The organism is Pseudomonas sp. EB271-G4-1, from assembly GCF_058791355.1.
This window is the reverse complement of record NZ_JBYTEO010000017.1, coordinates 91,647-114,092: the sequence shown is the minus strand read 5'-3', so window position 1 is coordinate 114,092 and position 22,446 is coordinate 91,647. Positions and strand designations below refer to the sequence as shown.

The following is a 22,446-nucleotide window of genomic DNA, read 5'->3' as shown; positions in this document are numbered from 1 at the left end:
TCGCCGATGGTAGTGTGGGGTTTCCCCATGTGAGAGTAGGTCATCGTCAAGATTAAATTCCAAAACCCCTATCTGCGCATGCAGGTAGGGGTTTTGTCTTTTGCCGAAAGAAAATCACACTGATTCGTGCACAAATTGGCACAGTTATTTTCGATTCAGGGCACTAGAATAGGCCCAACCTTTTCGGAGTCAGAGCGTTATATGCCAGATCCGGTTGACGCCTCAAGGCTGTCAGAATTACCGCTGAACGATTTGGTGGCGTGCCACGAGTGCGACTTGCTGATGCGCAAGCCCAAGCTCGATCATGGTGAGAAAGCCCTGTGTCCGCGATGTGGTTACGAGCTCTATGCTCATCGATACAACGTCGTACAGCGCAGTCTCGCCCTGGTTATCGCGGCATTGCTGTTGTACATCCCGGCGAACTTTTTACCCATCATGCAACTCAACCTGCTTGGGCAATCGACGCAAGACACTGTCTGGAGCGGGGTTGTCGGGCTTTTCGATACAGGCATGCAAAGCGTTTCAGTCATTGTGTTCCTGTGCAGCATGGCGATTCCGCTGCTCAAGCTGCTCTGCCAACTGGTCGTGTTGCTGAGTATCCGATTTAACGTCGGACGTAGCTACGGCTTGCTGCTTTACCGTATTTACCACCATTTACGGGACTGGGGGATGCTTGAGGTTTACCTCATGGGCGTACTGGTCGCGATCGTCAAGCTGGCAGATATGGCAGCAATGACCATTGGTCTTGGCTTGGCGTGCTTCATTGGATTGTTGTTGGTCCAGGTCTGGCTGGAGGTAGTGATGTCTCCTCACCAGATCTGGCAGGCTTTATCAGGAGAGGATGCCCATGCGGGCGATTGATGCAGGCATTCTGATTTGCGCCGAATGCCATGAATTGAACAAGCAGGAAGCTGATGTCGACGATCAGGTCTGCACTCGGTGCGGCGCACTGGTGCATGCCCGCCGTCCCAACAGTGTGGCGCGGACCTGGGCGTTGCTGATCACCGCCGCCATTCTTTACATACCGGCCAATGTGCTGCCGATCATGACCGTGAGCTCCCTGGGCAAGGGTGATCCCAGCACCATCATGTCCGGAGTGATCCAACTGGTTCAGCACGGCATGATTCCCATTGCCGCAGTGGTATTTATCGCCAGCATTGTGGTGCCCACGTTCAAACTGGTGGGGATCGCCTTGCTGCTGTTTTCCGTACAGCGCCACCAGCCACTCTCGGCCCGCCAGCGCATATGGATGTACCGCTTTATCGAGTTCATCGGCCGCTGGTCGATGCTCGATATCTTTGTAATCGCCATCCTGGTGGCGCTCGTGAATTTTGGCCGGCTGGCCACCATTGAAGCTGATCTGGGCGCCATTGCGTTCGCCAGCGTGGTGATTCTGACGATGCTTGCCGCAGTAACTTTCGATCCCCGACTGATTTGGGATAACACGGAGTCGGACGACGACCATGACTGATCTGCCTACAGCTAAAATCCGACCGGCTTCGAACTGGTCGGCTATCTGGGTATTGCCCCTGATTGCCCTGATCATTGGTGGCTGGCTCGGCTGGCGTGCCTACACCGAAACCGGCATCGAGATTCAGGTTCGTTTCGAAAGCGGTGAAGGCATCCAGGCCAACAAGACCGAAGTCGTCTACAAAGGCATGCCGGTCGGCAAGGTGAAAACCCTCAAGCTTGATGATGAAGGCAGTTCCAAAGGGGTGATCGCGACCGTTGAGATGAACAAGGACGTGGAGCAATACCTGCGCACCAGCACGCGCTTCTGGCTGGTCAAACCGAGTGTGACGCTGGCCGGTATTACCGGGCTGGAGACGCTGGTCTCGGGTAACTATGTCGCAATCAGCCCGGGTGAGGGCGAGCCTGCCCGCAAGTTCAAGGCCCTGGCACAGGAGCCACCGCTGTCGGACGCCCAACCCGGCCTGCACCTCACGATCAAGGCTGATCGCCTGGGCTCGCTGAACCGTGGCAGCCCGGTGTTCTACAAGCAGATCAAGGTCGGGCAGATCAAGAGCTACGTGCTCTCCGAGGACCAGAGTACTGTCGAGCTCAAGGTCTTCATCGAGCCGACGTACGCCAAGCTCGTGCGCAAACACACGCGTTTCTGGAACGCCAGCGGCATCAGCATCGATGCCAACCTGTCCGGTGTAAAAGTTCGCAGTGAATCCCTAGCCAGTATTGTTGCTGGTGGTATTGCGTTTGCCACTCCTGAAAATCGCAAGGACAGCCCGCCTACCGATCCGAGCCTGCCGTTCCGCCTTTATGAGGACTTCGATGCGGCTGCCGCCGGGATCAAGGTCAAGGTCAAGCTAAGCGACTTCGAAGGCTTGCAGGCGGGCCGTACGCCGGTGATGTATAAAGGTATTCAGGTCGGCACCCTCAAGGCCCTCAAGGTCGATCCCGATTTGTCCGGCGCCAGCGCCGAGTTGACCCTGGACCCGCTGGCCGAGGATTACCTGGTCGATGGCACCCAGTTCTGGGTGGTCAAGCCGTCGATTTCCCTGGCGGGCATTACCGGCCTGGAAGCATTGGTCAAGGGTAACTACATCGCCGTGCGTCCTGGGGACAAAGGCGCCGCGCCGCAACGTGAGTTTGTCGCACGGCCCAAGGCGCCGCCGCTGGATTTGCGTGCACCGGGCCTGCACCTGGTGTTGTTCACCGATAACCTCGGTTCGCTGGAAGTGGGCAGCCCGGTACTCTACAAGCAGGTCAAGGTGGGTTCGGTACAGAGCTATCAGTTTTCGCGCAAAAAGAAACAGCTGGTGATCGGGGTCCATATCGAGAAGGAATACGAAGACCTGGTCAACGCTTCCACGCGGTTCTGGAACGCCAGTGGCATCACCTTGACCGGTGGCCTGACTGGCGGGATCCAGGTCAAGAGTGAATCGTTGCAAAGCCTGATGGCTGGCGGCATCGCCTTCGAAACACCGGAGGCCAAGGCACCCTTGCAGAAGCGCATCCCGCGTTTCCGCCTGTTCGCCAGCCATGAGCTAGCCAACCAGAAAGGCGCGGTGATCACCATCAAGGTTGACCGTGCCGATGGCCTGCGCACTGGCACGCCCATCCGCTTCAAGGGGCTGGATGTCGGCAAGATCGAAGACGTTGACCTGAGTGACGATCTGCAGTCGGTGCTGCTGACTGCGCGGATCGATGAAGTCCCGGAGCGCATCGCTCGTGTCGGCAGTCAGTTCTGGGTGGTCAAGCCCGAGTTGGGGCTGATCAAGACGTCGAACCTGGAAACATTGGTTACCGGGCAATACATCGAGGTGCAACCGGCAGCGAAGAACCTGGGCCCGCAGAAGAATTTCGTGGCGCTGGCCAATCCCCCGGAAACTGCCAAGCAGGAAGCTGGTTTGAGCCTGACGTTGAGCGCTCCTCGTCGTGGTTCGCTGAAGGCTGGGGTTCCGGTGACTTATCGAGAAATCACCGTGGGCAAGGTGACGGGTTATGAGTTGGGCCAGACGGCCGATCGTGTGTTGATCCGCATCCTGATCGAGCCCAAGTACGCGCCATTGGTCCGCAGCGGCACGCGGTTCTGGAACACCAGCGGTTTTGACTTTGATGTGGGTCTGTTCAGAGGGGCGACAGTGCGTACTGAATCGCTTGAGACGATGATCCAGGGCGGTGTCGCCTTTGCTACGCCGGATGGTGATCGCATGGGCACCCCCGCGCGACCGGAGCAGACATTCCCGCTGTTCGACAAGTTCGAAGAGGAATGGCTGACCTGGGCGCCGAAGATTCCGCTCGGCAAGTAGTGTATTGGCGGCTGTGATGCCGCCTTCGCGAGCAGGCTCGCTCCCACAGTGGTCAGCGTCGTTCACATATTTTGTGTACGCCACGGACTAAATGTGGGAGCGAGCCTGCTCGCGAAGAACCTCTCCAAATAAAAAGGCCGCAATCCATTGGATCGCGGCCTTTTTATTACCTTCGATTCAAGTCTCAGACCGCATCCAGCTCCGGCTCATCCGCTTCAACGTTCACAGTCGCCTTCACCTCGTCGTGACGACGAATGTACTTCCAATCATCCTCATCAATGTAGATGCCAGCCGGGCCGCTACCACCTTCCAGGTCGATGGCGACACTGGCGCAGACCTGTGGCTTCACACTGGCCAGGATGGGCACGAAGCCCAGTTGTAGACTGGTCTCCAGCAACGCCGCCTGGTTTTTCTCGTCGATGTCCGCCGCCTCGTCGAGGTAGTACGGCAAGCGCACACGTCCGGCCAGGTCGCGGTCCATCAAGTGCAGCAACAAATACATGTTGGTCAGCGCCTTGATGGTCATGGTGGTGCCGTTGGACGCGGCGCCGTCGATGTCGGTGTGGATAACCGGCGATCCGTTGACCTTGGTGATCTCGAACGCCAGTTCGAACAAGTCCTTGAGGCCGAGCTGGTTGTGGTTTGCCGCCACCAGCCGCGCCAGGTATTCCTTGGCCTCTTCGTTCTTGTTGTCCTGCTCGGCGCTCTGGCTCAGGTCGAAGACGGACAGGGTCTCGCCTTCTTCGTACTGGCCGGCGCTGTGGATGATCTGGTCGATGTGCTTGAGTGCTTCCTTGTTCGGCGCCAGTACGATGCGGAAGCTTTGCAGGTTGGACACCTGACGTTTGTTGATCTCGCGGTTGAACAGCGCCAACTGGTGCTCGAGGCTGTCGTAGTCGCTGCGGATGTTGCGCAGGGTCCGGGCGATGTCGGTAACAGCCGCACGCCGGGCCTTGCCGAGGGTCAGGGCTTCGTCGGTACGGTGTGCGTAGGCGTTGATCAGCAGTTGCAGGCGACGTTCCATATCGTCTTCGCTGTCGAACTTGGCCACGCCCTTGAGGCGCACCTGGGCGTACAGCGCCTCGATCTGGCCATCGGCACGCAACAGGCCTTGCCAGCTGTCCTGATAGTCGTTGAGCAACGGCAGCAGGTTGTCCATCGAATCGTCGACCGGATCCATGAACGGCGTGCCGAACGGCAGATCCGCCGGCAACAACTGACGGCGGCGCAGGGCGTCGTCGAGGGTGCGTTGCTTGGCTTCCATGTCACCGATCTGCCGGCCGACCAGTTGCAGCTTGGCGGACAGTTGCTGGACGCGTTCGGTGAAAGCATCGCTGGAGCGCTTCAATTCGTCCTGGGCGGCTTCCATCTGCGCCAGCTGCTCCAGCTTGTCGCCCTCTTCGGCGCTCAGGGTTTGCGCGCGACGGAAGTCTTCCAAGGCTTTCTGGGCATCCAGCACCTGCTGGTACAGCGCTTCGGTCTGGGTCTTGCTCGCGGCGCGGTCGGCGGCCACGGCTTGCTGGGTTTTCAGTTGCTTGAGTTCTTTTTCCAGACGCTCTTTCTGGTCGCGTAGCGCGGCGCGGTCCGCCAGGGCTTGCAGGGCCGGGGGCTCAATGTGCGAGATGTCGATGGACAGGCCCGGTACTTCGAAGCGCTCGCCTTTGAAACCGTCGAGGATCAGCTCTACGGATTTGACCCAGTCGCCGTTGTCGTCGAGGGTAATGCCGTGCTCGCCCAGCGGCAGGCTGAACAGTGCGCTGTTGAACAGGCGCATCAGGCGCTCGACGTCCTGCTGCGAGAATTCTTCGCGCAGGCGGGCGTAGCTGTTGTTGTCGGCGTGGTCGAGTTGTTGCTTGACCGACTTCAGGCGTTTTTCCAGCTCACGCAGGCGTTCTTCCAGGTCCTCGGCACTGAATTGCCGCGACTGCGCCAAGGCACCTGCCAGCTCATCGTGGGCGTCCTTGGCCGCGAGCAGTTGTTGCTCGAGCACCTTGACGTCTTCGACCAGGGCAAAACGATGCTTGAGCACCGCCAGCTCGCCGAGCCAGCGCTGGATGCCAGTGATTTCCCGCTCCAGGCGCATCAGCTCCTGGGTGCCGCCACGCTGATCGTTCTGCAGGGCGTCCTGCTCGTGGCGATAGTGCTCGGCCTGGATGGTCAGCTCTTCCTTGCGGGCACTGGCGTAGTCCGACCAAGTGCCGAGCAGGGAGTCGAGCAGCGGCGAGAGGCGGTGCAGCTTGCCGCGCAGGATATCGCGCTGTTTCACGCCGTTGGCGAGGGCTTCGACCAGGGGACCGGCTGCCACCAGCGATTGGTAGTCCTGTTCCATGCGTCGTACGTCGCGGAAAGCTTCTTCGCACGCGGCGATGTAGTCGACGCTACCGGAACGCAGGCTGTGCTCGAAGGCGTCGAGGAACAGTTGCTTGAGCTTGGCCGCGGTGATTTCGCGCATGTGCAGCAGGTTGATGAACAGCGCGCGGAAGGTCTTCAGGCTCTGTTCGCTGGTAGAGCGCAGGGGGATCAGTGTCAGGTCCAGCGGGATCGAGGTGTGTCCACCGACCAGCAAGCGCCGCAATTCATCGGGCTTGAGTTCGTAGGCTTTGAGGCCTTCGCGCTCAAGGTTGCTGAACAACTCCTTCTGGCGCAGGCAGGTGTCGTTTTTCTGGTAGTGGGCCAGGTCCAGCCGGCCGGCGTAGGCAAAGAACTGGTGACCGAAGCCGCCACCCGGACCGCGTCCGACCACGCCGATCACGTGGGGGCCATGGGGCAGGTTCACCTCCACCAGGATGTAGCTGGTGTCGGAGGCGAAATAGAAGCGCCGGGATTGCTCCAGGCTGTACTTGCCGAAGCTCATGTCCGACATGCGTGCCAGGATCGGGAACTGCAGCGCATTGATCGAAGCGGATTTACCGAGGTTGTTCGCGCCGTAGACCGACAGCGGCTCTTCCAGCGGGAACAGGCCGAGGGTGTAGCCGGCGGTGTTCAAAAGGGCAAAGCGGCGGATGCCGTAGCGTTCCTTGATCATGCGTCGAGCTCCTGTTCTTCGGCAATGGCGCGGGCCAGGGCGTCTTCTTCGCTTTCATCTGCAAACTCTGCCAAGTCGAGCGGGTCGTCGGTCTGCAGTAGTTTTTCATCGCTGTCTTCATCGATCAGCACCGGAGCCGGCAGCGGCAGTACGCTGTGCAGGCTGGCCGCCAGGTCACGGTCCTGTTGCACCGATAGGCACACATCGAGGAAACGGTGCATCGGCGGCAGGAAACGGTACACGCCGTTTTCTTCGCCGGCGAAGCCGAGTTGGGTCATGCGGCGCATGATTTTTTCTTCCAGCTCATCCTGGGTCTGTACTTCGGCCTGGATGAACAGGTCGCGGTACTTTTCCAGCAGCGATGGCAGTTCATCGCGACCCAGGCTGCCGCCGTCGAGCACGGCGACCGGGTCGCGGCCCTGATCGGCCAGGTGCTCGACAAGGATGAAGGTGAACAGCGCCAGACGCTGCGCGGTCTTATTCACCGCCGCGGCGGCCAGGTCCGGTACGAAATAGTAGAAACCACGGGTGTCGCAGACCAGTTCAAACCCCAGGGCCTTGAACAGCGTGCGGTACTGGTCCTGGAAGTTCGACAGCTGCGCATACAGCTCAGGATCGCGGCGGCTGACGTGGTAGCCCTTGAACAGCTCGCGAAAGATCGGTGCCAGTTGGGACAGTTCGGAAAGATCAAGATGCATGGGGGATGCTCGCAGAATTCTCGGTAGGGTCATCGCCGACCGAGAGCAGGGCGAAGGAGCGCAGGCTGACCTGGTGCTCGTGTGTGTGGTAGTCGCGACGTTCCAGGCGTTCGCGCTTGAAACGTTTTTCCCGGGACAGTCGCGAGAACCAGTACAGCAATTCGTCGGTGGCGCCGTCCGGCTCCTGCTCCAGCAGCCAGGTCATCAGGTCCGGCATCGGCAGGGCGTCTTCGCAGCGTTCGAGCATTTCCCGAACCGTGCGTGGCGCACGTGGAGCTTCGCCTTTCTGGGTTTTGTGGGCCTTGGGGAAGCGCGCCGGTTTCGGTTCGAAGCGGGCCAGGGCATAAACGTAGGCCTCGACCTGGCTGGCGCTGCCGAGGAAGGTGCTTTGCGGGCGTGTGAACAACGGCATTGCCGCCTGCGGCACGGCATCGATGCCTTTTCGGCGAATGGCGGACAGGGCCAGGGCCGCGCCACGGGTGACAGCGTTGTGGCGACGTGCCTCTTCACGCAGCGGCAGCAATAGTTCGCGCGCGTGACGCAGGGTCAACTGGGCGCTGGTCTGCATTTCAAGGATACGCGCGTGAGTGCGCAGCAACATGTCGTCATCGACCAGGTGGCCGAGGCGTTGCTGCTCGGAGAGCATCTTCAGCAGCACGGTTTCAACCTTGCGCACGCCTTGTTCGAAAGCGCCGTCGGCGTTCACCAGATCAATCATCGGCTCGACGTATTCGTCCCAGGTCGCCAGCACTTCAGCGTAACGCTGGCGCAATGGAATCTGTCGGTCGCTGGTTTTCGCCCTTTCGGCGACGGCCACCAGTGCTTGTTCGTCGTTATCGAGTTTTTTCAGTACATCGCGAACTCGCATGTCGAGCAGGCGAAGCTGGCGGGCCAGGTCGTTGCCGTCGCGGATGTCGAAGGCGTCCTGGATGTAGCCGGCCAGGCGCTCGAGATGGCGCAGATAGGCTTCGATTTCCAGGCACAGGCCCAAACGGTGTTCACGGCGCAGGTAGGCGAGGAAGTCGTGAATTTGCGCATTGAGCTCGAAACGGTTCGGGCTTTTCGCCACCGGAACCAGAATATCGAGGCGAATCCACACGTCCAGCAGGCTGGTGATGTCCTGCGGCGTACTGTCGAGTTGCTGGGCGGCCAGTTGCGTGCGCAGTTCGTTGAGGCTCAGGGTGCCTTGGTCGAAATGCTCGCACAGTGGCTCCAGAAGTGCCCAGTGTTCAGCGAGGGCGCGCAAGACGCGCTTGGGTTCGATCATCGGAATGGCCGGCTGGTTGGCGAATAAAAGCCGCGATTGTACTGCATCAGGCACGATGCGATTCACTCTCGGGACGGGCTGTCGCCATTTTTCACAAGTGGAAAGATTATCGGTGCAGTCTATCGATCAACAGCGGGCGATCTTGCGCGAAGGGCGGTAGAATCGGCGCACTTTAGTTATCCACAAGTGGCCGACCTTTGCTTATCGAGTCCCGTCGTCGCGCTTATTTGAACGCCATGCAGGTGGTCAACTGGTTGCCGCGCACCGAATTGCCCTTTGCCGCCCCGTCGCGGCCCGAGCTGCTGGAGCCGCCCGAGGCGCTGGTCGAGGCTCCCGTGGCGCCTGTGCCGGTGGTCGAGACGCCCGTCGTGCCTACGGTAAAACCCGCCGAGCGGGTGAAGGTCGAGGTGCCGCGGCCATCGCTGGCCAGCACGCGCACTGGCGCAAAACCTGCGGCCGAGGAGGCGCCGGTGGTCGCCAGGGTCGCGCCGGTGCCGCCGCCGCGCTTTGCCCTGCAACTGCTGCGAGCCGGCCGCTGCCTGCTGCTGGTGGAGTTACCCACAGGTGAATCCTTCCAGGCACGCGACCCTGCTTATCTGCTGCTCAAGGACATGCTGCGAGCCGCCGGTCTGCCGGACAGCCCGCAGATCATCGGCGAGCCAGTACGCTGGCCGCTGCTGGTGCGTGGGACTATGGACCAGGGCCCGGAGGCCGCCCGTGACTTTGTGCAAGGTTTCCTCTCGGTGCGCATGGAAGAAGTGCCATGCGCCTGCCTTTGGCTGATCGGCCTGCCCGCGGTGCGGTTTGCCGGTGAAGCGGACTCTGATGCGTTCAACCGCGAATTGCAGATTGAGGGCCTGGGCTCGGCGTGGGCGGTACCGGGCCTGGAATTGTTAATGGAAGAGCCACAGCGCAAGGCCGCCGTGTGGCAAGCCATGCGTCGGCTGATGGCGCGTTGGAAAGAATCGAATGAGTGACGCTGTATCGTTCCGCCCGATGACCGAGGCGGACCTGGAAACTGTTCTGAAGATCGAGTATGCGGCCTACAGCCATCCCTGGACCCGCGGGATTTTTCTCGATGGCCTGGGCAAGTATCAGATCTGGCTGATGTTCGAAGGTCAGCAGCAGGTGGGCCATGGGGTGGTGCAGATCATTCTTGACGAGGCGCATCTGCTCAACATCACCGTCAAGCCGGAAAACCAGGGCCGAGGCCTGGGTTTGACCTTGCTGGAACATTTGATGTCGATCGCCTACAAGGCCGATGCCCGGGAATGCTTCCTGGAAGTGCGCGACAGCAATACCGCGGCGTTCAAGCTGTATGAGCGTTACGGTTTCAACGAGATCGGACGTCGACGGGATTACTACCCGGCGGTGGGTGGGCGCGAAGATGCGGTGGTCATGGCCTGTACATTGGTGGATTGATCACCATCGTTTTGGTTTAACGCCGATTCCTGCGTAGTAGCTGCCGTAGGCTCGGGCCGCGTTCGGACGATCTTTGATTTTTAAGATCAAGATCAAAAGATCGTCCGAACGCGGCCCGAGCCTGCGGCAGCTCCTACAGATCAGCGTTTCTTGTCCAGCGGATCGCTCTGCGCCATCTCTGCCTCGTCCAACCCGTTGCCCCCACCAATCTCGTCTTCATCGACAATGCTCAAGTCCCAATCGGCCTGATCACCTTCACCCAATTCCTGGGCATCCCGCGCACCGTCCTCACGGATGAGTGTTTCCGGGGTCAGGTCATCATCGGTCGATTCATGATCATCGGTCGATGCCCCCGTCATGCCGGCTTCACGCACGCGTTCTTCAGGTATCAGCTGCTTGCGTTCCTTGTGTGGCAATTCATCGCCGATTTTTGCGCTGGGTTCTTCCGTGTCGAAATCCAGCTCATGCACCGAGCCCATGCGATCTTCGTTATCATCGATGGGTTCCGGTTGCACCGCATCGTACGGACGTCGTGAATCAGTCATGGCAATTCCTCATACTGTTAGCCTTATAGAGTGGACCCACTGGGTTGCAGGGAATTCCACCGGCATGGAGCGCCATGAACGGGCAGCGGCGGGCATTTGCATAACGCGCGTGACCCCGACGGACGGTTGTCTGTCAAAGCAGCGCACCATTATCGAGGCTTCATTGCATGAACGAATTACAAGATCTGATTGATAACAACGAGCGCTGGGCCGACGCGATCACCAAAGAAGATCCTGACTTCTTCGCCAAGCTGGCTCGTCAACAAACGCCGGAGTACCTGTGGATCGGCTGTTCCGATGCGCGGGTGCCGGCCAACGAGATCGTCGGCATGCTGCCGGGCGATCTGTTCGTGCACCGCAACGTGGCCAACGTGGTGTTGCATACGGATCTCAACTGCCTGTCGGTGATCCAGTACGCGGTCGACGTACTCAAGGTCAAGCATATCCTCGTGACCGGCCACTATGGCTGTGGCGGCGTGCGCGCCTCGATGCAGGACCGTCAGTTCGGCCTGATCGACGGTTGGCTGCGTTCGATTCGCGATCTCTACTACGAGAAACGTGAAGAACTCGCCAAATTGGCCACCGAAGAGGAGCAGGTCGACCGCCTCTGCGAGCTCAACGTGATTCAGCAAGTGGCCAACGTCGCCCATACCAGCATTGTGCAAAATGCCTGGCACCGCGGGCAGAACCTGTCGATTCACGGTTGCATCTACGGCATCAAGGACGGTCGCTGGAAAAGCCTGAACACCACGATCAGCGGTTTCGAGCAATTGCCACCGCAGTATCGACTGCGTCCGGTCGAGAAGTTGTAAGCCTGCGCAGCAGACGCTTTGCCGACGCCAGTGTTGCAAAAACATCTGGTCGTCGGCGCTCTCCGTCAGTTGACTCGTCAGCCTATAGCGCGGGCGCGGGTATCGCCGGGGCTGGCGCTGGCACCTTGAGCAATTTGAGCTGGGCCTTGATCGATGCTGTCGCACATTTGCCCGCGGCCTGTCCCGGGGTCAGCTTGCGGATCGAGGTGTAGAACAGCGCACAGGTTTTATCGGCCTGGGCTACTTGCCATGTCTGGGTGCAGCTTTTCAGCTCGATATCGGGATTGGTGTCCGTTTCACGGCCCATGGCGGCCTGCCAGCAAGCGGCACTCAAATCCTGGCCCATGACTTTCAGGCCCGCAGTATCGGCTTGGGCCTGGGCGTCTTTGCCGGTGTAGCTGGCTGGATCGGCGGCGTACCAGATGTAGCTGGGATGGTTGGCGCCCAATAGCGGTACTTTTACTCCGTCGACCGGGCTGATTGTCACCAGGCTCAACACATTCACGGTTGGCCCGTATTGCTGCTTGATCCAATTGCGCACCGGTGCACCGAAGGCAACCGTTGGCAAGGCCGCGCCGCTGGAATGTACGGTCACCTGCTTGACCATGTTGGTCTGGTAGTCCTTGAAGTAGTCGTAGACGCCTTCCAGATCCTTGCCGGCGTTCGAAGGTGCGGCAATCGGGGCGATATCGATAATGGTTTGGTAGCCCGGTAGCTGCTCGGGCGGGACGCCATTGATGGTCAGCAGCGTGGCCCAGCGATCCGTGGTGGCCGACTTCAGGTAATCCTGGGCCTGGGTCAGCGAATAATCGGGTGGGAAGTGCAGCAGCTCGACGCTTCTGCGGTTTTCCAGGGCCATGCCCAGTGGCAGGAAAAAATGCCAGTTATAGGCCCACTTGCCGTCGGCATTCAGTTTGCTCGCACCGTTGTAGGCCAGCTCGCCGGCGTCAAGCAGTGCTGCCAGGGGTTTTTCATAGCGCCTGGGCACGCCCGTGATTTCGGCATGGAGTTGACCGTTTTCGGTTTTGACCAGGACCTTGGCCTCGCTATAGCCATCGCGCTGCACGCTTTGCGTCAGGTAGTGCTCGACGGTCTGCTCCAGCGTCCAGTTGCGAAAGCAGATCACGTTGCAGTTGTTGGGATAGGCGAACAAACGACTGACGCGTTCGGTGCTGCCCAGCTTCAGGGCGATATCGGCATGAGCAGCGGTGCTCAGGGTGAGGGCCGCGAGAGTGAGGCCTGCGAGTCTTAACATGCTCAGATCCTTTTCAGCGTGGTCGCGATACGAAGATGCACGTCATACTGGATCAACACAATGATGCAGAAAACCAGGCCTCAAGCACTTTTTTTCGAAGCGTGCGATCCGCCCCGCGATCAGTGTTTGCGGGGGAGTGAGGTCAGGCGATCACAACAGGCGTAGCGCCAATTGGCTGCCGGCACGCAAGTACTCGACCTGTGCGGTAACCGCATCCTTGACGATAGCCTCACCGGTATCGCTCAGCCTGGCTTTTTTGGCATCGAGGACGGCGCTTTGCAGTAACTGCATGGCGACATCCATCGCTTTCTGAAAGGCCGTCACATTGTTGTGCTGGCCAAATTCGCGGACAACGGCGTCCATGCGGCGATCGGCATCGTCTCGCAGGGCCCTGTACTCAACCACCGAGACGTTACCGTCCTGGTAAATTTCATTGATCAACTCTTCCAGTGTCTTGGATATCGGTGTCATCGGATCTTCCTTGGGTTTTTGGTGATTGATACTCCGGGACAGGTTAATTCAAGGAAGCTGGTTGCGAGAGTCAGGGCTTGCCGTTGGATTGGGTGGGACAACGCTGCGCGTTTTGTAAGAAAAACGCGCAGTCTCAGGTCGCGCTGACCCTCGCTGTAGCCGCTTCCCTATGGCATCACCGGCGGCGTATACGCCAGCGTCGTTCCGAGTGCCCACAGCAGCACCAGCACCAGTGGTGTGTGTACCAGCAATTGCACGAACGAGAAGCCGATCAGGTCTCGCGCCTTCAATCCCAGCACGCCCAGCAGCGGCAGCATGTAGAACGGGTTGATCAGGTTGGGCAGCGCTTCGGCGGCGTTGTAGATCTGCACGGCCCAGCCCAGGTGGTAGTTCAAGTCGTTCGCCACTTGCATCACATACGGTGCTTCGATGATCCATTTACCGCCGCCGGACGGAATGAAGAAGCCGAGGATCGCCGAGTACACGCCCATCAGCAGGGCATAGGTGTCATGGGAGGCAATGCTCACGAAGAAGGTCGAGATGTGGTGGGCGAGGGTCTGCGCGTCGGCGCCCTTGACCGTGGTCATCAGTGCGGCGATCGAACCGTACAGTGGGAACTGGATCAGCACGCCGGTGGTGGTCGGCACCGCGCGGGCCACCGCGTCGAGGAAGCTGCGCGGGCGCCAGTGCAACAGGGCACCGAGCATGATGAACAGGAAGTTGTAGGTGTTGAGACCGGAAATCGCGCTGATCGCAGGTTTGGTGGAAAACTCATGGAACAGCCACCCAGCCGCCAGCAGCACCAACAGGATGGTCAGCAGCGGGCTGTGTTCCAGCCATTCTCCGGGACGGGTGCGTGGTTGCAGTGGTGGCAGGTTGAAACTCGGGTCGACGCCACAGGCCTGGGCGTCTCGCGCCGTGTGCGGGCCGGGGGCAGTGGCGTAGGCGATGATCAGCGAGATGACGATCAAGGCCAGCAACATGACGCCCGACTGCCAGAGAAAGATCGTTTGGGTGAACGGAATCACCCCGGTAATCGACAGGATCGACGGCGGCAGGCTGGCCGGGTTGGCCTGCAACTGCGCAGCAGACGAAGACAGGCCCAGGGCCCACACCGCGCCCAACCCCAGGTACGCGGCTGCACCCGCGGCGCGATAGTCCATCTTAAGGTCGGTACGGCGGGCAAGGGCGCGCACCAGCAAGCCGCCAAACACCAGTGACAAACCCCAGTTAAGCAGCGACGCGACCATGGAAATCAGGGCCACCCAGGCCACCGCGGAGCGCCCGTTTTTCGGCAACTTCGCCAGGCGATCGATCAGCTTCACCGCCGGTGGCGAGCTGGCGACCACATAACCGCCGATCACCACGAACGCCATTTGCATGGTGAACGGGATCAGGCTCCAGAAGCCGTCACCAAAGGCCATGGCCGCATCAGTCGGCTTGGCGCCCATGGCCATGGTGGCCACGGCGACAATGATCACCGCCAGGGCGGCAAATACCCAGGAGTCGGGGAACCAGCGTTCGGCAAAGCTTGAACAGCGCAGGGCAAAGCGGGCGGAGCGGGTATCTTCGATATCAGCGGCCACGGGACTACCTCGAATTATTATGTTTGTTGTGGTCTTCGGGGCAGCATAGGCCCCTCTGGACAGACGCCAACCTTAATTCAAACGAGTGTTTTTTGCGGCGCTGATTTAGGCCTATGGGACTTTGGTCTAACGGGTTGTCCGTCGGCGCGTTTGCGTAGACCATGGGCGCCTTGGTTTTTGCCTGTGCCAGAGTTCTTTTCATGACTGCCAATATAGATCCACGTCCGCTGCCATTCAGCCGCTCGGACTACAAGACCCTGGGGCTCGCGGCTCTCGGTGGCGCGCTGGAAATCTACGACTTCATCATCTTCGTATTTTTCGCCCTGACCTTAAGCCAGCTGTTTTTCCCGCCCGAAATGCCTGAGTGGCTGCGGCTTCTGCAAAGCTTTGGCATCTTCGTCACCGGGTACCTGGCGCGGCCCCTGGGTGGGATCCTGATGGCGCATTTCGCCGACAGTCTGGGTCGCAAGAAGGTGTTCAGCCTGAGCATCCTGATGATGGCGCTGCCGTGCCTGCTGATCGGAATCATGCCGACCTACGCGCAGATCGGCTATTTCGCGCCACTGCTGCTGTTGGCCCTGCGCGTCCTCCAGGGCGCGGCGGTGGGTGGCGAGGTGCCGAGCGCCTGGGTATTCGTAGCGGAACACGCGCCAGTCGGCCATCGCGGCTACGCCCTGGGCTTCCTGCAGGCGGGGCTGACCTTTGGTTATTTGCTTGGCGCCCTGACGGCAACCTTCCTGGCGCAGACTTTTACTCCAGCGGAAATCCTCGATCACGCCTGGCGTTATCCTTTCCTGCTGGGCGGGGTGTTTGGCGTGATTGGCGTCTGGTTGCGGCGCTGGCTCAGCGAAACGCCGGTGTTCATGGCCATGCAAGCCCGGCGCGAGGCAGCCATCGAGTTGCCGTTACGGGCAGTCCTGCGTGAACATCGCCTGGCCCTGCTGCCCGCGATGATTCTCACCTGCGTGCTGACATCAGCGGTGGTGGTGTTCGTGGTCATCACCCCGACCATGATGCAAAAAACCTTCGGCATGACCGCCAGCCACACCTTCGCCCTGAGCGCATTGGGCATCGTGTTCCTGAACATTGGCTGCGTGCTCGCCGGTCTGCTGGTCGATCGCATCGGCGCCTGGCGTACCGTCATGCTTTATAGCCTGTTGCTGCCACTGGGTATCGGCGTGCTCTACACCTGCCTGATCAGCGGTGGCAACTGGGTCGGCCTGGCCTACGCGGTGGCTGGACTGAGTTGCGGAGTAGTGGGCGCGGTGCCATCGGTGATGGTCAGCCTGTTCCCGGCGCGGATTCGCGTCTCGGGTATTTCCTTCACCTACAACATCGCCTACGCCGCCTGGGCGAGCATCACGCCCTTGCTGTTGATCGGCCTGATGCCATGGAGCCCCTGGATCTGCGTGATTTTTTGCGCGGTGATGGGGGCGGTGGGTGTGGGCAGTGCGGCGTATTTCGGCTCGCGGGCACCGGGAGTCGCCGGTTGCCCAGCCGCCGGTACAGCGTGATAGGCAGGGACGATTGGCGCGGTTTCATTATATTTGTAGGACAATCCTCAAGCGCTCTTCAGAAAATCCCTGCAAGGCCGATGGCTAGGCTCTAAGTCGCTTTCTATTCCAGTCCATCGGTGCGTCCCATGTTCAATAAACGCTTGAAGCAGGAGCTGTCGGCTCTTCGCGAAGAACTCTCCAGCCTGCAGCAAGTGAAGGAAAGCCTGGAAAGCGAGATGCTCGTGCTGACCCTCGATATTGACGGGAGGGTGCAGTCGGTCAACCAGAACTTCCTCGGCGAGATGCACTACAAGAGCAACGAGCTGATCGGCCGGCACATCGAAGAGATCGTTCCGGATCATGTGAAAAACGACGAATTCCAGCTACGTTTCAAGACCGCACTGAGTCGGGGCGAGCACTTTGCCGGTGCCGTGCGTCTGTTGCGTGGCACTGGCCAGGAAGCCTGGTTGCGTTCAATTGTGCAGCCCGTGCGCACGGCAGACGGGCGGATCAAGCATTTTTCGATTTTCTCCAGCGACCTGACCCGCACCATCGAGGCCTCCCGTGAGCATGAAAACCTGATCGGTGCACTGGTGCGTTCGACAGCGGTGATCGAGTTCGACCTCAATGGCAATGTGCTGACCGCCAACGAGCGCTTTCTCAGTGGCATGGGCTACAGCCTGGCGCAGATCAAGGGCAAGCATCACCGTACTTTTTGCTTTCCCGAGGACTACAACAGCGCCGAATACCAGGCGTTCTGGCGCCGTCTGAACACCGGAGAGTTCGTGGCCGAACGTTTCAAGCGCGTCGACAGCCACGGTCGTACAGTCTGGCTGGAGGCCTCCTACAACCCGGTGACCGATGCCAACAATAAACTCTACAAAGTGGTGAAATTCGCCACGGTGATCACCGATCAGGTCAACCAGGAGCAAGCGGTGGCCGAAGCGGCCAACATTGCCTACGGCACCTCGCAGCAAACCGATCAAAGCGCCCAGCGCGGCAACGCCGTGGTGACGCAGGCGGTGGATGTGATGCGTGACCTGGCCAGGCACATGCAAACCGCTGTCGATGGCATCGAAGCCTTGAATGAGCAATCACTGGTAATTGGCACCATCGTCAAGACCATCAGCGGGATTGCCGAACAAACCAACCTGCTGGCGCTCAATGCGGCCATCGAAGCGGCCCGTGCCGGTGAGCAGGGACGAGGTTTTGCCGTGGTGGCGGACGAGGTTCGGCAACTGGCTTCGCGCACCAGCCAGGCCACCGACGAGATTGTCCTCGTGGTGCGGCAAAACCAGGACATGGCGCGCAACGCCGTGGCCCTGATGGCCGACGGCAAGCTCCAGGCGGAACAGGGTCTGGCGCTGGCGGCGGAAGCAGGCTCGGTGATCGTCGAGATCCAGGATGGCGCGCAGAAAGTGGTCAATGCAGTGGGGCAGTTTGCCAATCAGTTGGCGAGCTGACTCCCTGCGAGCCGCTGGACGGCAGGACCTTGCAGTCGTAACGTGGCGGCTACCCAGGTTGCAAGCCATCCACGATGAGGTCAGGCAATGAGTAAACTGCGTGTGGGCGTTATTTTCGGGGGCCGCTCGACCGAGCACGAGGTGTCGCTGCAGTCGGCGAAAAACATTGTCGATGCACTGGATCGCTCGCGCTTCGAGCCGGTGTTGATCGGCATCGACAAGCAAGGCCATTGGCACCTCAACGACCCCTCGAACTTCCTGCTGAACCAGGAAAATCCGGCCCTGATCGCGCTCAATCAATCCAATCGCGAATTGGCCGTGGTTCCAGGCAAGGCCCACCAGCAATTGGTGGAAACCGCCGGTGCCGATCTGTTGGGTCACGTCGACGTGATATTCCCCATCGTCCACGGCACCCTTGGCGAAGACGGTTGCCTGCAGGGATTGCTGCGCATGGCCGACTTGCCGTTTGTCGGTTCCGATGTGCTGGGTTCGGCGGTCTGCATGGACAAGGACATCAGCAAGCGCCTGTTGCGTGATGCCGGCCTGGCCGTCACGCCGTTCGTCACCCTGACCCGCGCCAGCGCCGCGCGCACAGGCTTTGCCGAGGTCAGCGGCAAGCTCGGCCTGCCGCTGTTCGTCAAGCCGGCCAACCAGGGTTCTTCCGTCGGTGTGAGCAAGGTGAGCGACGAAGCCGAATATGCGGCGGCAGTCGAGCTGGCTTTGAGCTTCGATGAAAAAGTGCTGATCGAGTCGGCGGTCAAGGGCCGAGAGATCGAATGTGCGGTGCTTGGCAACGAAGACGCCATCGCCAGCGGCTGTGGCGAGATCGTGGTGCACAGTGGCTTCTATTCCTACGACAGCAAGTACATCGACGACAAAGCTGCTGAAGTCGTGGTGCCGACCAATATCAGCGTCGAGTCCAGCGAACGCATTCGCGCGATGGCGGTCGAGGCGTTCCAGCTGCTCGGCTGTTCCGGGCTGGCGCGCGTCGATGTATTTTTGACTGACAGTGGCGAAGTCCTGATCAATGAAATCAACTCCCTGCCAGGCTTCACCCGCATCAGCATGTACCCGAAACTGTGGCAGGCAGCGGGGATGACCTACAGTGAACTGGTCACGCGGCTGATCGAATTGGCGCTGGAAAAACACCAGGCTCGACGGGCGTTGAAAATCAGTCGTTGAGGAAAATGGGCCTGCCTTCGCCCAGGCAGGCCCCTTCACGCTGCAAGCGACTCAATCCCCCAACGTTTCCCCCTCCCGCCGAGGATCAGCCCCACCGGCCAGCGACGCCTTCCCCTGTGCATCCTTGACCCGGACAATCGCCTGGGTGCCGCTGGTCATGTCGATTTCGTTGACGCGGTGGCCCTTGTCCTTGAGTGCTTGGATTAGCGCCGGGCTGAACTGGCCGCTCTCCAGTTCGGTCGGGCCATTTCGGCTGCCGAAGTTGGGCAGGTTGATGGCTGCCTGTGTATCGAGGTTCCAGTCGAGCAGGCCGACGGTGGTTTTGGCCACGTATTCGATGATTTGTGAGCCGCCGGGAGAGCCGAGGCTGGCGACGAATTCGCCACTCTGGCGGTCGAAGATCAGCGTTGGGGCCATGGACGAGCGCGGACGCTTGCCGGGTTCGACGCGGTTGGCGACTTTCTGGCCGTTCTCTTCGGGAATGAACGAGAAGTCGGTCATCTCGTTGTTGAGCAGGAAGCCCTGGACCATCACATGCGAGCCGAAAGCGGATTCGATGGTGGTGGTCATCGACACCGCGCCGCCCTGGTCATCGACCGCCACCACTTGCGAGGTGGAGATGCGCAGGGGGGAGCGGTCTGGCGCGTAGGCGACCTGGATGCCCGGTGGCGTGCCGGGCTTGGCCGTGTCCATGCTGTGCTCGCCGACCAGCGCCGCCCGGCTGGCCAGGTAAGCCGGGTCGATCAAGCCCTTGACGGGCACTGGCACGAAGTCCGAGTCGGCCACGTACTGCGCGCGATCGGCATAGGCCAGGCGCTCGACTTCGCTGATCAGGTGCACGGCCTCGGCGGTTGGTTCGAGGCCAGCGGCTGTGCTGGCTTTCACCGGTTGCATCGGCGCCAGGGCCCAACGCTTGTCGCTTGTCTCCAGGGCTTGCAGCGTGCCGAGGATCTGCGCCATGGCGATCCCGCCCGATGAGGGGGGCGGCATGCCACAGACCTGCCAGCGCTTGTAGTCGGTGCACAAAGGCGCGCGTTCCTTGGCGCTGTAGTTGACCAGGTCGCTCAGCGACAGGCTGCCCGGGTTGGCGTGACCCTGGACCTTGGCCACGATCTCTTGTGCGATAGGCCCTTTGTACAAGGCATCCGGTCCTTCCTTGGCGATGCGTTGCAAGGCGGCAGCCAAGGGCGGATTCTTCAACAGGGTGCCGCTGGCTTTCGGGCTGCCATCGGCATTCAGGAAGTAGGCCGTCATTTCCGCAGAGCGCTTTATGGACGAATCCGCAGCGATCAACCGATGCAGGCGAGGCGAGATGACAAAGCCTTGATCGGCCAATTCGATGGCGGGCTCGAACAGCTGCGCCCATGGCAAACGACCGTGTTTGCGATGGGCCAGCTCAAGGGCTCGCAACACCCCGGGAGTTCCCACCGAGCGCCCGCCAATCTGTGCCTGGGTGAAGGGCATCGGCTGGCCATCGGCCTGCAGGAACAGTTTCTCGGTGGCACCGGCCGGTGCGGTTTCGCGCCCGTCGTAGGCGCGCACGGATTGGCCATCCCAGAGCACGATCAACGCGCCGCCACCGATGCCCGAGGACTGCGGTTCGACCAGCGTCAGAACCGCTTGCATGGCAATGGCGGCATCGATGGCCGAACCGCCCCGACGCAGCATCTCGCGCCCGGCTTCGGCGGCCAATGGGTTGGCGGCTGCGGCCATGTGGCGTGAAGCGTGTCGGGTCTGCAGGTCGGTACGATAACCGGACGCGTTTTCCGGTGCCGTGGGCAGCGTCGGGGCGGACGCGTTGTGGCAGGCACCAAGGGTCAGCGCGGTGATGATCAGCGCCAGGGCTGGCAGGCGCGCGCGACTCGAATGGGAGGCTGGGAACATGGAGGCACTCCGTCCGTGGGATAAATATACCGGGGACTGTATCGGTGACCTCGCAGTGACGCAAACCAGGTCCCGTGGTCGCTCTTCATCAATCGACGGATTTTCTGTAGGGTCATTGCCAGCGATCACCCCACAAGACCCACAAGAGGCAGCCATGCACAGCGAGTTTCCAGCCCAGCCCAGCTACCGTTCCCAGCGCGAACAATTCCTGGCGGCGGCAACCGCGGCCGGTGCGACGCTGAGCGAGTATCCCCATCCTCTCAAGGGGCCATCAGGCGAGGCCTTGGGCACCGATGTAGCGGTACTCGGCGATCCTGGCGCTAAACGCCTGCTGATCGCGCTGAGCGGTACTCACGGGGTCGAGGGCTTCTATGGCTCGGGTTGCCAGATCAAGTGGCTGCAGGAGCTCGGTAAGCGCTCATTGCCTACGGATGTCGCCGTGGTGATGATTCATGCGATCAATCCCTGGGGCATGGCGTGGCTGCGTCGGGTCAATGAAGACAACATCGACCTGAACCGCAATCACCTGGACTTCGATCGTGCGCTGCCGGATAACCAGGCTTATGACGCGCTGCATGAAATTTATGCCTGCACGCAGTTGCGCGGGCCTGAGCGAGATCGGGCCGATGCCTTGCTGGATGAGCAAATCCGCCTCCACGGATGGCCCGCGGTCATGTCGATTGTCGAAGGTGGCCAGCATGCGCACCCGGACGGATTGTTCTACGGTGGGGTGGCCCCCAGTTGGTCGAATCGCACATTGCAGCAGATTATGCAAAAGCACGTGGCCCATGCTGACGTCGCCCTGTGTTTCGACTTGCACACCGGGGCCGGGGAGTATGGGCATCCGATGTTGTTGACGATCACCGAAGCGGCTTATCCGGCGCTGGCCGATGCCCAGGCAATTTACGGTCCGTGGCTCTACACGTTGCACACCGGCGCCGACACCCTGAGCGAAACCGGTGTTGCAGCCACTGCGACCGGCTACACCTCGCAGGCGTTGCTCAATGCGCTGCCGCAGGTGCGGTTGATGCCGTTCGTGATCGAGTGCGGGACTTATCCGGGGCCGGACGTCCATCGACATCTGCGCGATGACCACTGGTTGCATCTGCACGGTAATGTCCACGATGCGCAGGGGCGAGAGATCAAGTTGAATCTGCTTGAACAGTTCTATCCGGCCGATAGCGATTGGCAGGCCATGGTCTGGCTGCGTACCTGGCAGATCTGGGAGCGGGCGTTGTCGGCGCTACCGGCGATTCGTTGCTGATGATGACGATGATGGTGTAGGAGCGAGCATGCTCGCGATGGACTCAAATGCACCGCGGGGGAACCTGACTCCCCGCGTTATCGTTCAAGTCCATCGCGAGCATGCTCGCTCCTACAAAGGAGCAGCCATTTTCTTGAGGCATAAAAAAACGGCTTACCTTTCGGTAAGCCGTTTTTAGCACTTGGTGGCTACACAGGGACTTGAACCCCGGACCCCAGCATTATGAATGCTATGCTCTAACCAACTGAGCTATGTAGCCAAGATGGCGCGCATTATTCACCGGTAATGCAGATGCGTCAAGCGTAAATT

General features: G+C 60.4%; 18 protein-coding genes, 1 tRNA gene and 1 pseudogene. 11 read left to right on the top strand and 9 right to left on the bottom strand.

Going from position 1 to position 22,446, the window contains the following annotated elements:
• The first annotated feature begins 201 nt into the window (after nucleotides 1–201).
• The 3 genes from AC3WWR_RS11375 to AC3WWR_RS11365 are packed head-to-tail and all read left to right on the top strand — an operon-like array spanning nucleotide 202 to nucleotide 3,767.
• Nucleotides 202–861, top strand: a complete 660-nt coding sequence (locus AC3WWR_RS11375; protein WP_492598705.1) for a paraquat-inducible protein A — start codon at nucleotides 202–204, stop codon at nucleotides 859–861.
• Nucleotides 848–1,471, top strand: coding sequence for a paraquat-inducible protein A (locus tag AC3WWR_RS11370; RefSeq protein WP_020799717.1), 624 nt, complete (start codon nucleotides 848–850; stop codon nucleotides 1,469–1,471). Before AC3WWR_RS11375 ends, AC3WWR_RS11370 begins: the two co-directional genes overlap by 14 nt.
• Entirely contained in the window at nucleotides 1,464–3,767 is a 2,304-nt protein-coding gene (locus AC3WWR_RS11365; RefSeq protein WP_168758951.1) for a PqiB family protein, read from the top strand. Before AC3WWR_RS11370 ends, AC3WWR_RS11365 begins: the two co-directional genes overlap by 8 nt.
• Nucleotides 3,768–3,951: 184 nt before the next feature.
• On the opposite strand, the gene mksF is transcribed toward AC3WWR_RS11365, so the two are convergent.
• Genes mksF through mksB form a run of 3 tightly spaced genes read right to left on the bottom strand, consistent with a single transcriptional unit; the run spans nucleotide 3,952 to nucleotide 8,757 of the window.
• Nucleotides 3,952–6,792 carry an Mks condensin complex protein MksF gene (mksF, locus tag AC3WWR_RS11360; protein ID WP_020799719.1) on the bottom strand — a complete coding sequence of 947 codons (2,841 nt, stop codon included), beginning with the start codon at nucleotides 6,790–6,792 and terminating at the stop codon, nucleotides 3,952–3,954.
• Entirely contained in the window at nucleotides 6,789–7,490 is a 702-nt protein-coding gene (gene mksE / locus AC3WWR_RS11355; RefSeq protein ID WP_020799720.1) for an Mks condensin complex protein MksE, read from the bottom strand. Before mksE ends, mksF begins: the two co-directional genes overlap by 4 nt.
• Nucleotides 7,480–8,757, bottom strand: a complete 1,278-nt coding sequence (mksB, locus tag AC3WWR_RS11350) for an Mks condensin complex protein MksB (RefSeq protein WP_162276381.1) — start codon at nucleotides 8,755–8,757, stop codon at nucleotides 7,480–7,482. The genes mksE and mksB overlap by 11 nt, the downstream gene beginning before the upstream one ends.
• Before the next feature lie 236 nt (nucleotides 8,758–8,993).
• Between mksB and AC3WWR_RS11345 the strand changes: the two genes are divergently transcribed.
• Entirely contained in the window at nucleotides 8,994–9,734 is a 741-nt protein-coding gene (locus tag AC3WWR_RS11345) for an energy transducer TonB (protein WP_168759232.1), read from the top strand.
• Nucleotides 9,727–10,179 (top strand): ribosomal protein S18-alanine N-acetyltransferase, encoded by a 453-nt coding sequence (gene rimI, locus AC3WWR_RS11340; protein WP_007978046.1) that lies wholly within the window; start codon nucleotides 9,727–9,729, stop codon nucleotides 10,177–10,179. Before AC3WWR_RS11345 ends, rimI begins: the two co-directional genes overlap by 8 nt.
• Nucleotides 10,180–10,319: 140 nt before the next feature.
• On the opposite strand, the gene AC3WWR_RS11335 is transcribed toward rimI, so the two are convergent.
• Nucleotides 10,320–10,724, bottom strand: a complete 405-nt coding sequence (locus AC3WWR_RS11335; RefSeq protein ID WP_020799723.1) for a hypothetical protein — start codon at nucleotides 10,722–10,724, stop codon at nucleotides 10,320–10,322.
• Between the two features lie 167 nt (nucleotides 10,725–10,891).
• On the opposite strand from AC3WWR_RS11335, the gene can reads away from it, so the two are divergent.
• Nucleotides 10,892–11,536: a carbonate dehydratase gene (gene can / locus AC3WWR_RS11330; protein ID WP_008055619.1), complete on the top strand. Its 645-nt coding sequence runs from the start codon at nucleotides 10,892–10,894 to the stop codon at nucleotides 11,534–11,536.
• 82 nt (nucleotides 11,537–11,618) lie between these two features.
• Here can and AC3WWR_RS11325 read toward each other — a convergent pair whose 3' ends face one another.
• The 3 genes from AC3WWR_RS11325 to AC3WWR_RS11315 all read right to left on the bottom strand — a co-directional run bounded on the left by AC3WWR_RS11325 (nucleotide 11,619) and on the right by AC3WWR_RS11315 (nucleotide 14,848).
• Nucleotides 11,619–12,791: a hypothetical protein gene (locus tag AC3WWR_RS11325; protein WP_492598704.1), complete on the bottom strand. Its 1,173-nt coding sequence runs from the start codon at nucleotides 12,789–12,791 to the stop codon at nucleotides 11,619–11,621.
• Between the two features lie 150 nt (nucleotides 12,792–12,941).
• Complete coding sequence (locus AC3WWR_RS11320; RefSeq protein ID WP_020799725.1) at nucleotides 12,942–13,262, bottom strand: hypothetical protein; 321 nt, start codon at nucleotides 13,260–13,262, stop codon at nucleotides 12,942–12,944.
• A 167-nt stretch (nucleotides 13,263–13,429) separates the two neighbouring features.
• Nucleotides 13,430–14,848: a short-chain fatty acid transporter gene (locus AC3WWR_RS11315; protein WP_033039034.1), complete on the bottom strand. Its 1,419-nt coding sequence runs from the start codon at nucleotides 14,846–14,848 to the stop codon at nucleotides 13,430–13,432.
• A gap of 200 nt (nucleotides 14,849–15,048) precedes the next feature.
• Between AC3WWR_RS11315 and AC3WWR_RS11310 the strand changes: the two genes are divergently transcribed.
• The 4 genes and pseudogenes from AC3WWR_RS11310 (at nucleotide 15,049) to ddlA (ending at nucleotide 18,989) form a co-directional block, all read left to right on the top strand.
• Nucleotides 15,049–16,362, top strand: a complete 1,314-nt coding sequence (locus tag AC3WWR_RS11310) for an MFS transporter (RefSeq protein ID WP_042955697.1) — start codon at nucleotides 15,049–15,051, stop codon at nucleotides 16,360–16,362.
• 128 nt (nucleotides 16,363–16,490) lie between these two features.
• Nucleotides 16,491–17,267 (top strand): annotated as a pseudogene (locus AC3WWR_RS11305) (PAS domain-containing protein); the annotation flags it as partial.
• Nucleotides 17,247–17,807 carry a methyl-accepting chemotaxis protein gene (locus tag AC3WWR_RS11300; protein WP_420850702.1) on the top strand — a complete coding sequence of 187 codons (561 nt, stop codon included), beginning with the start codon at nucleotides 17,247–17,249 and terminating at the stop codon, nucleotides 17,805–17,807. The pseudogene AC3WWR_RS11305 and the gene AC3WWR_RS11300, both read left to right, overlap by 21 nt.
• Nucleotides 17,808–17,894: 87 nt before the next feature.
• Entirely contained in the window at nucleotides 17,895–18,989 is a 1,095-nt protein-coding gene (gene ddlA / locus AC3WWR_RS11295) for a D-alanine--D-alanine ligase (protein WP_492598703.1), read from the top strand.
• A 51-nt stretch (nucleotides 18,990–19,040) separates the two neighbouring features.
• Here the strand turns inward: ddlA and ggt are convergent, their stop codons facing one another.
• Nucleotides 19,041–20,873: a gamma-glutamyltransferase gene (gene ggt, locus AC3WWR_RS11290; RefSeq protein WP_492598702.1), complete on the bottom strand. Its 1,833-nt coding sequence runs from the start codon at nucleotides 20,871–20,873 to the stop codon at nucleotides 19,041–19,043.
• Between the two features lie 154 nt (nucleotides 20,874–21,027).
• On the opposite strand from ggt, the gene AC3WWR_RS11285 reads away from it, so the two are divergent.
• Nucleotides 21,028–22,137, top strand: coding sequence for a DUF2817 domain-containing protein (locus tag AC3WWR_RS11285; RefSeq protein WP_492598701.1), 1,110 nt, complete (start codon nucleotides 21,028–21,030; stop codon nucleotides 22,135–22,137).
• 182 nt (nucleotides 22,138–22,319) lie between these two features.
• On the opposite strand, the gene AC3WWR_RS11280 is transcribed toward AC3WWR_RS11285, so the two are convergent.
• Nucleotides 22,320–22,396 (bottom strand) — tRNA-Met (locus AC3WWR_RS11280).
• Nucleotides 22,397–22,446 lie beyond the last annotated feature (50 nt).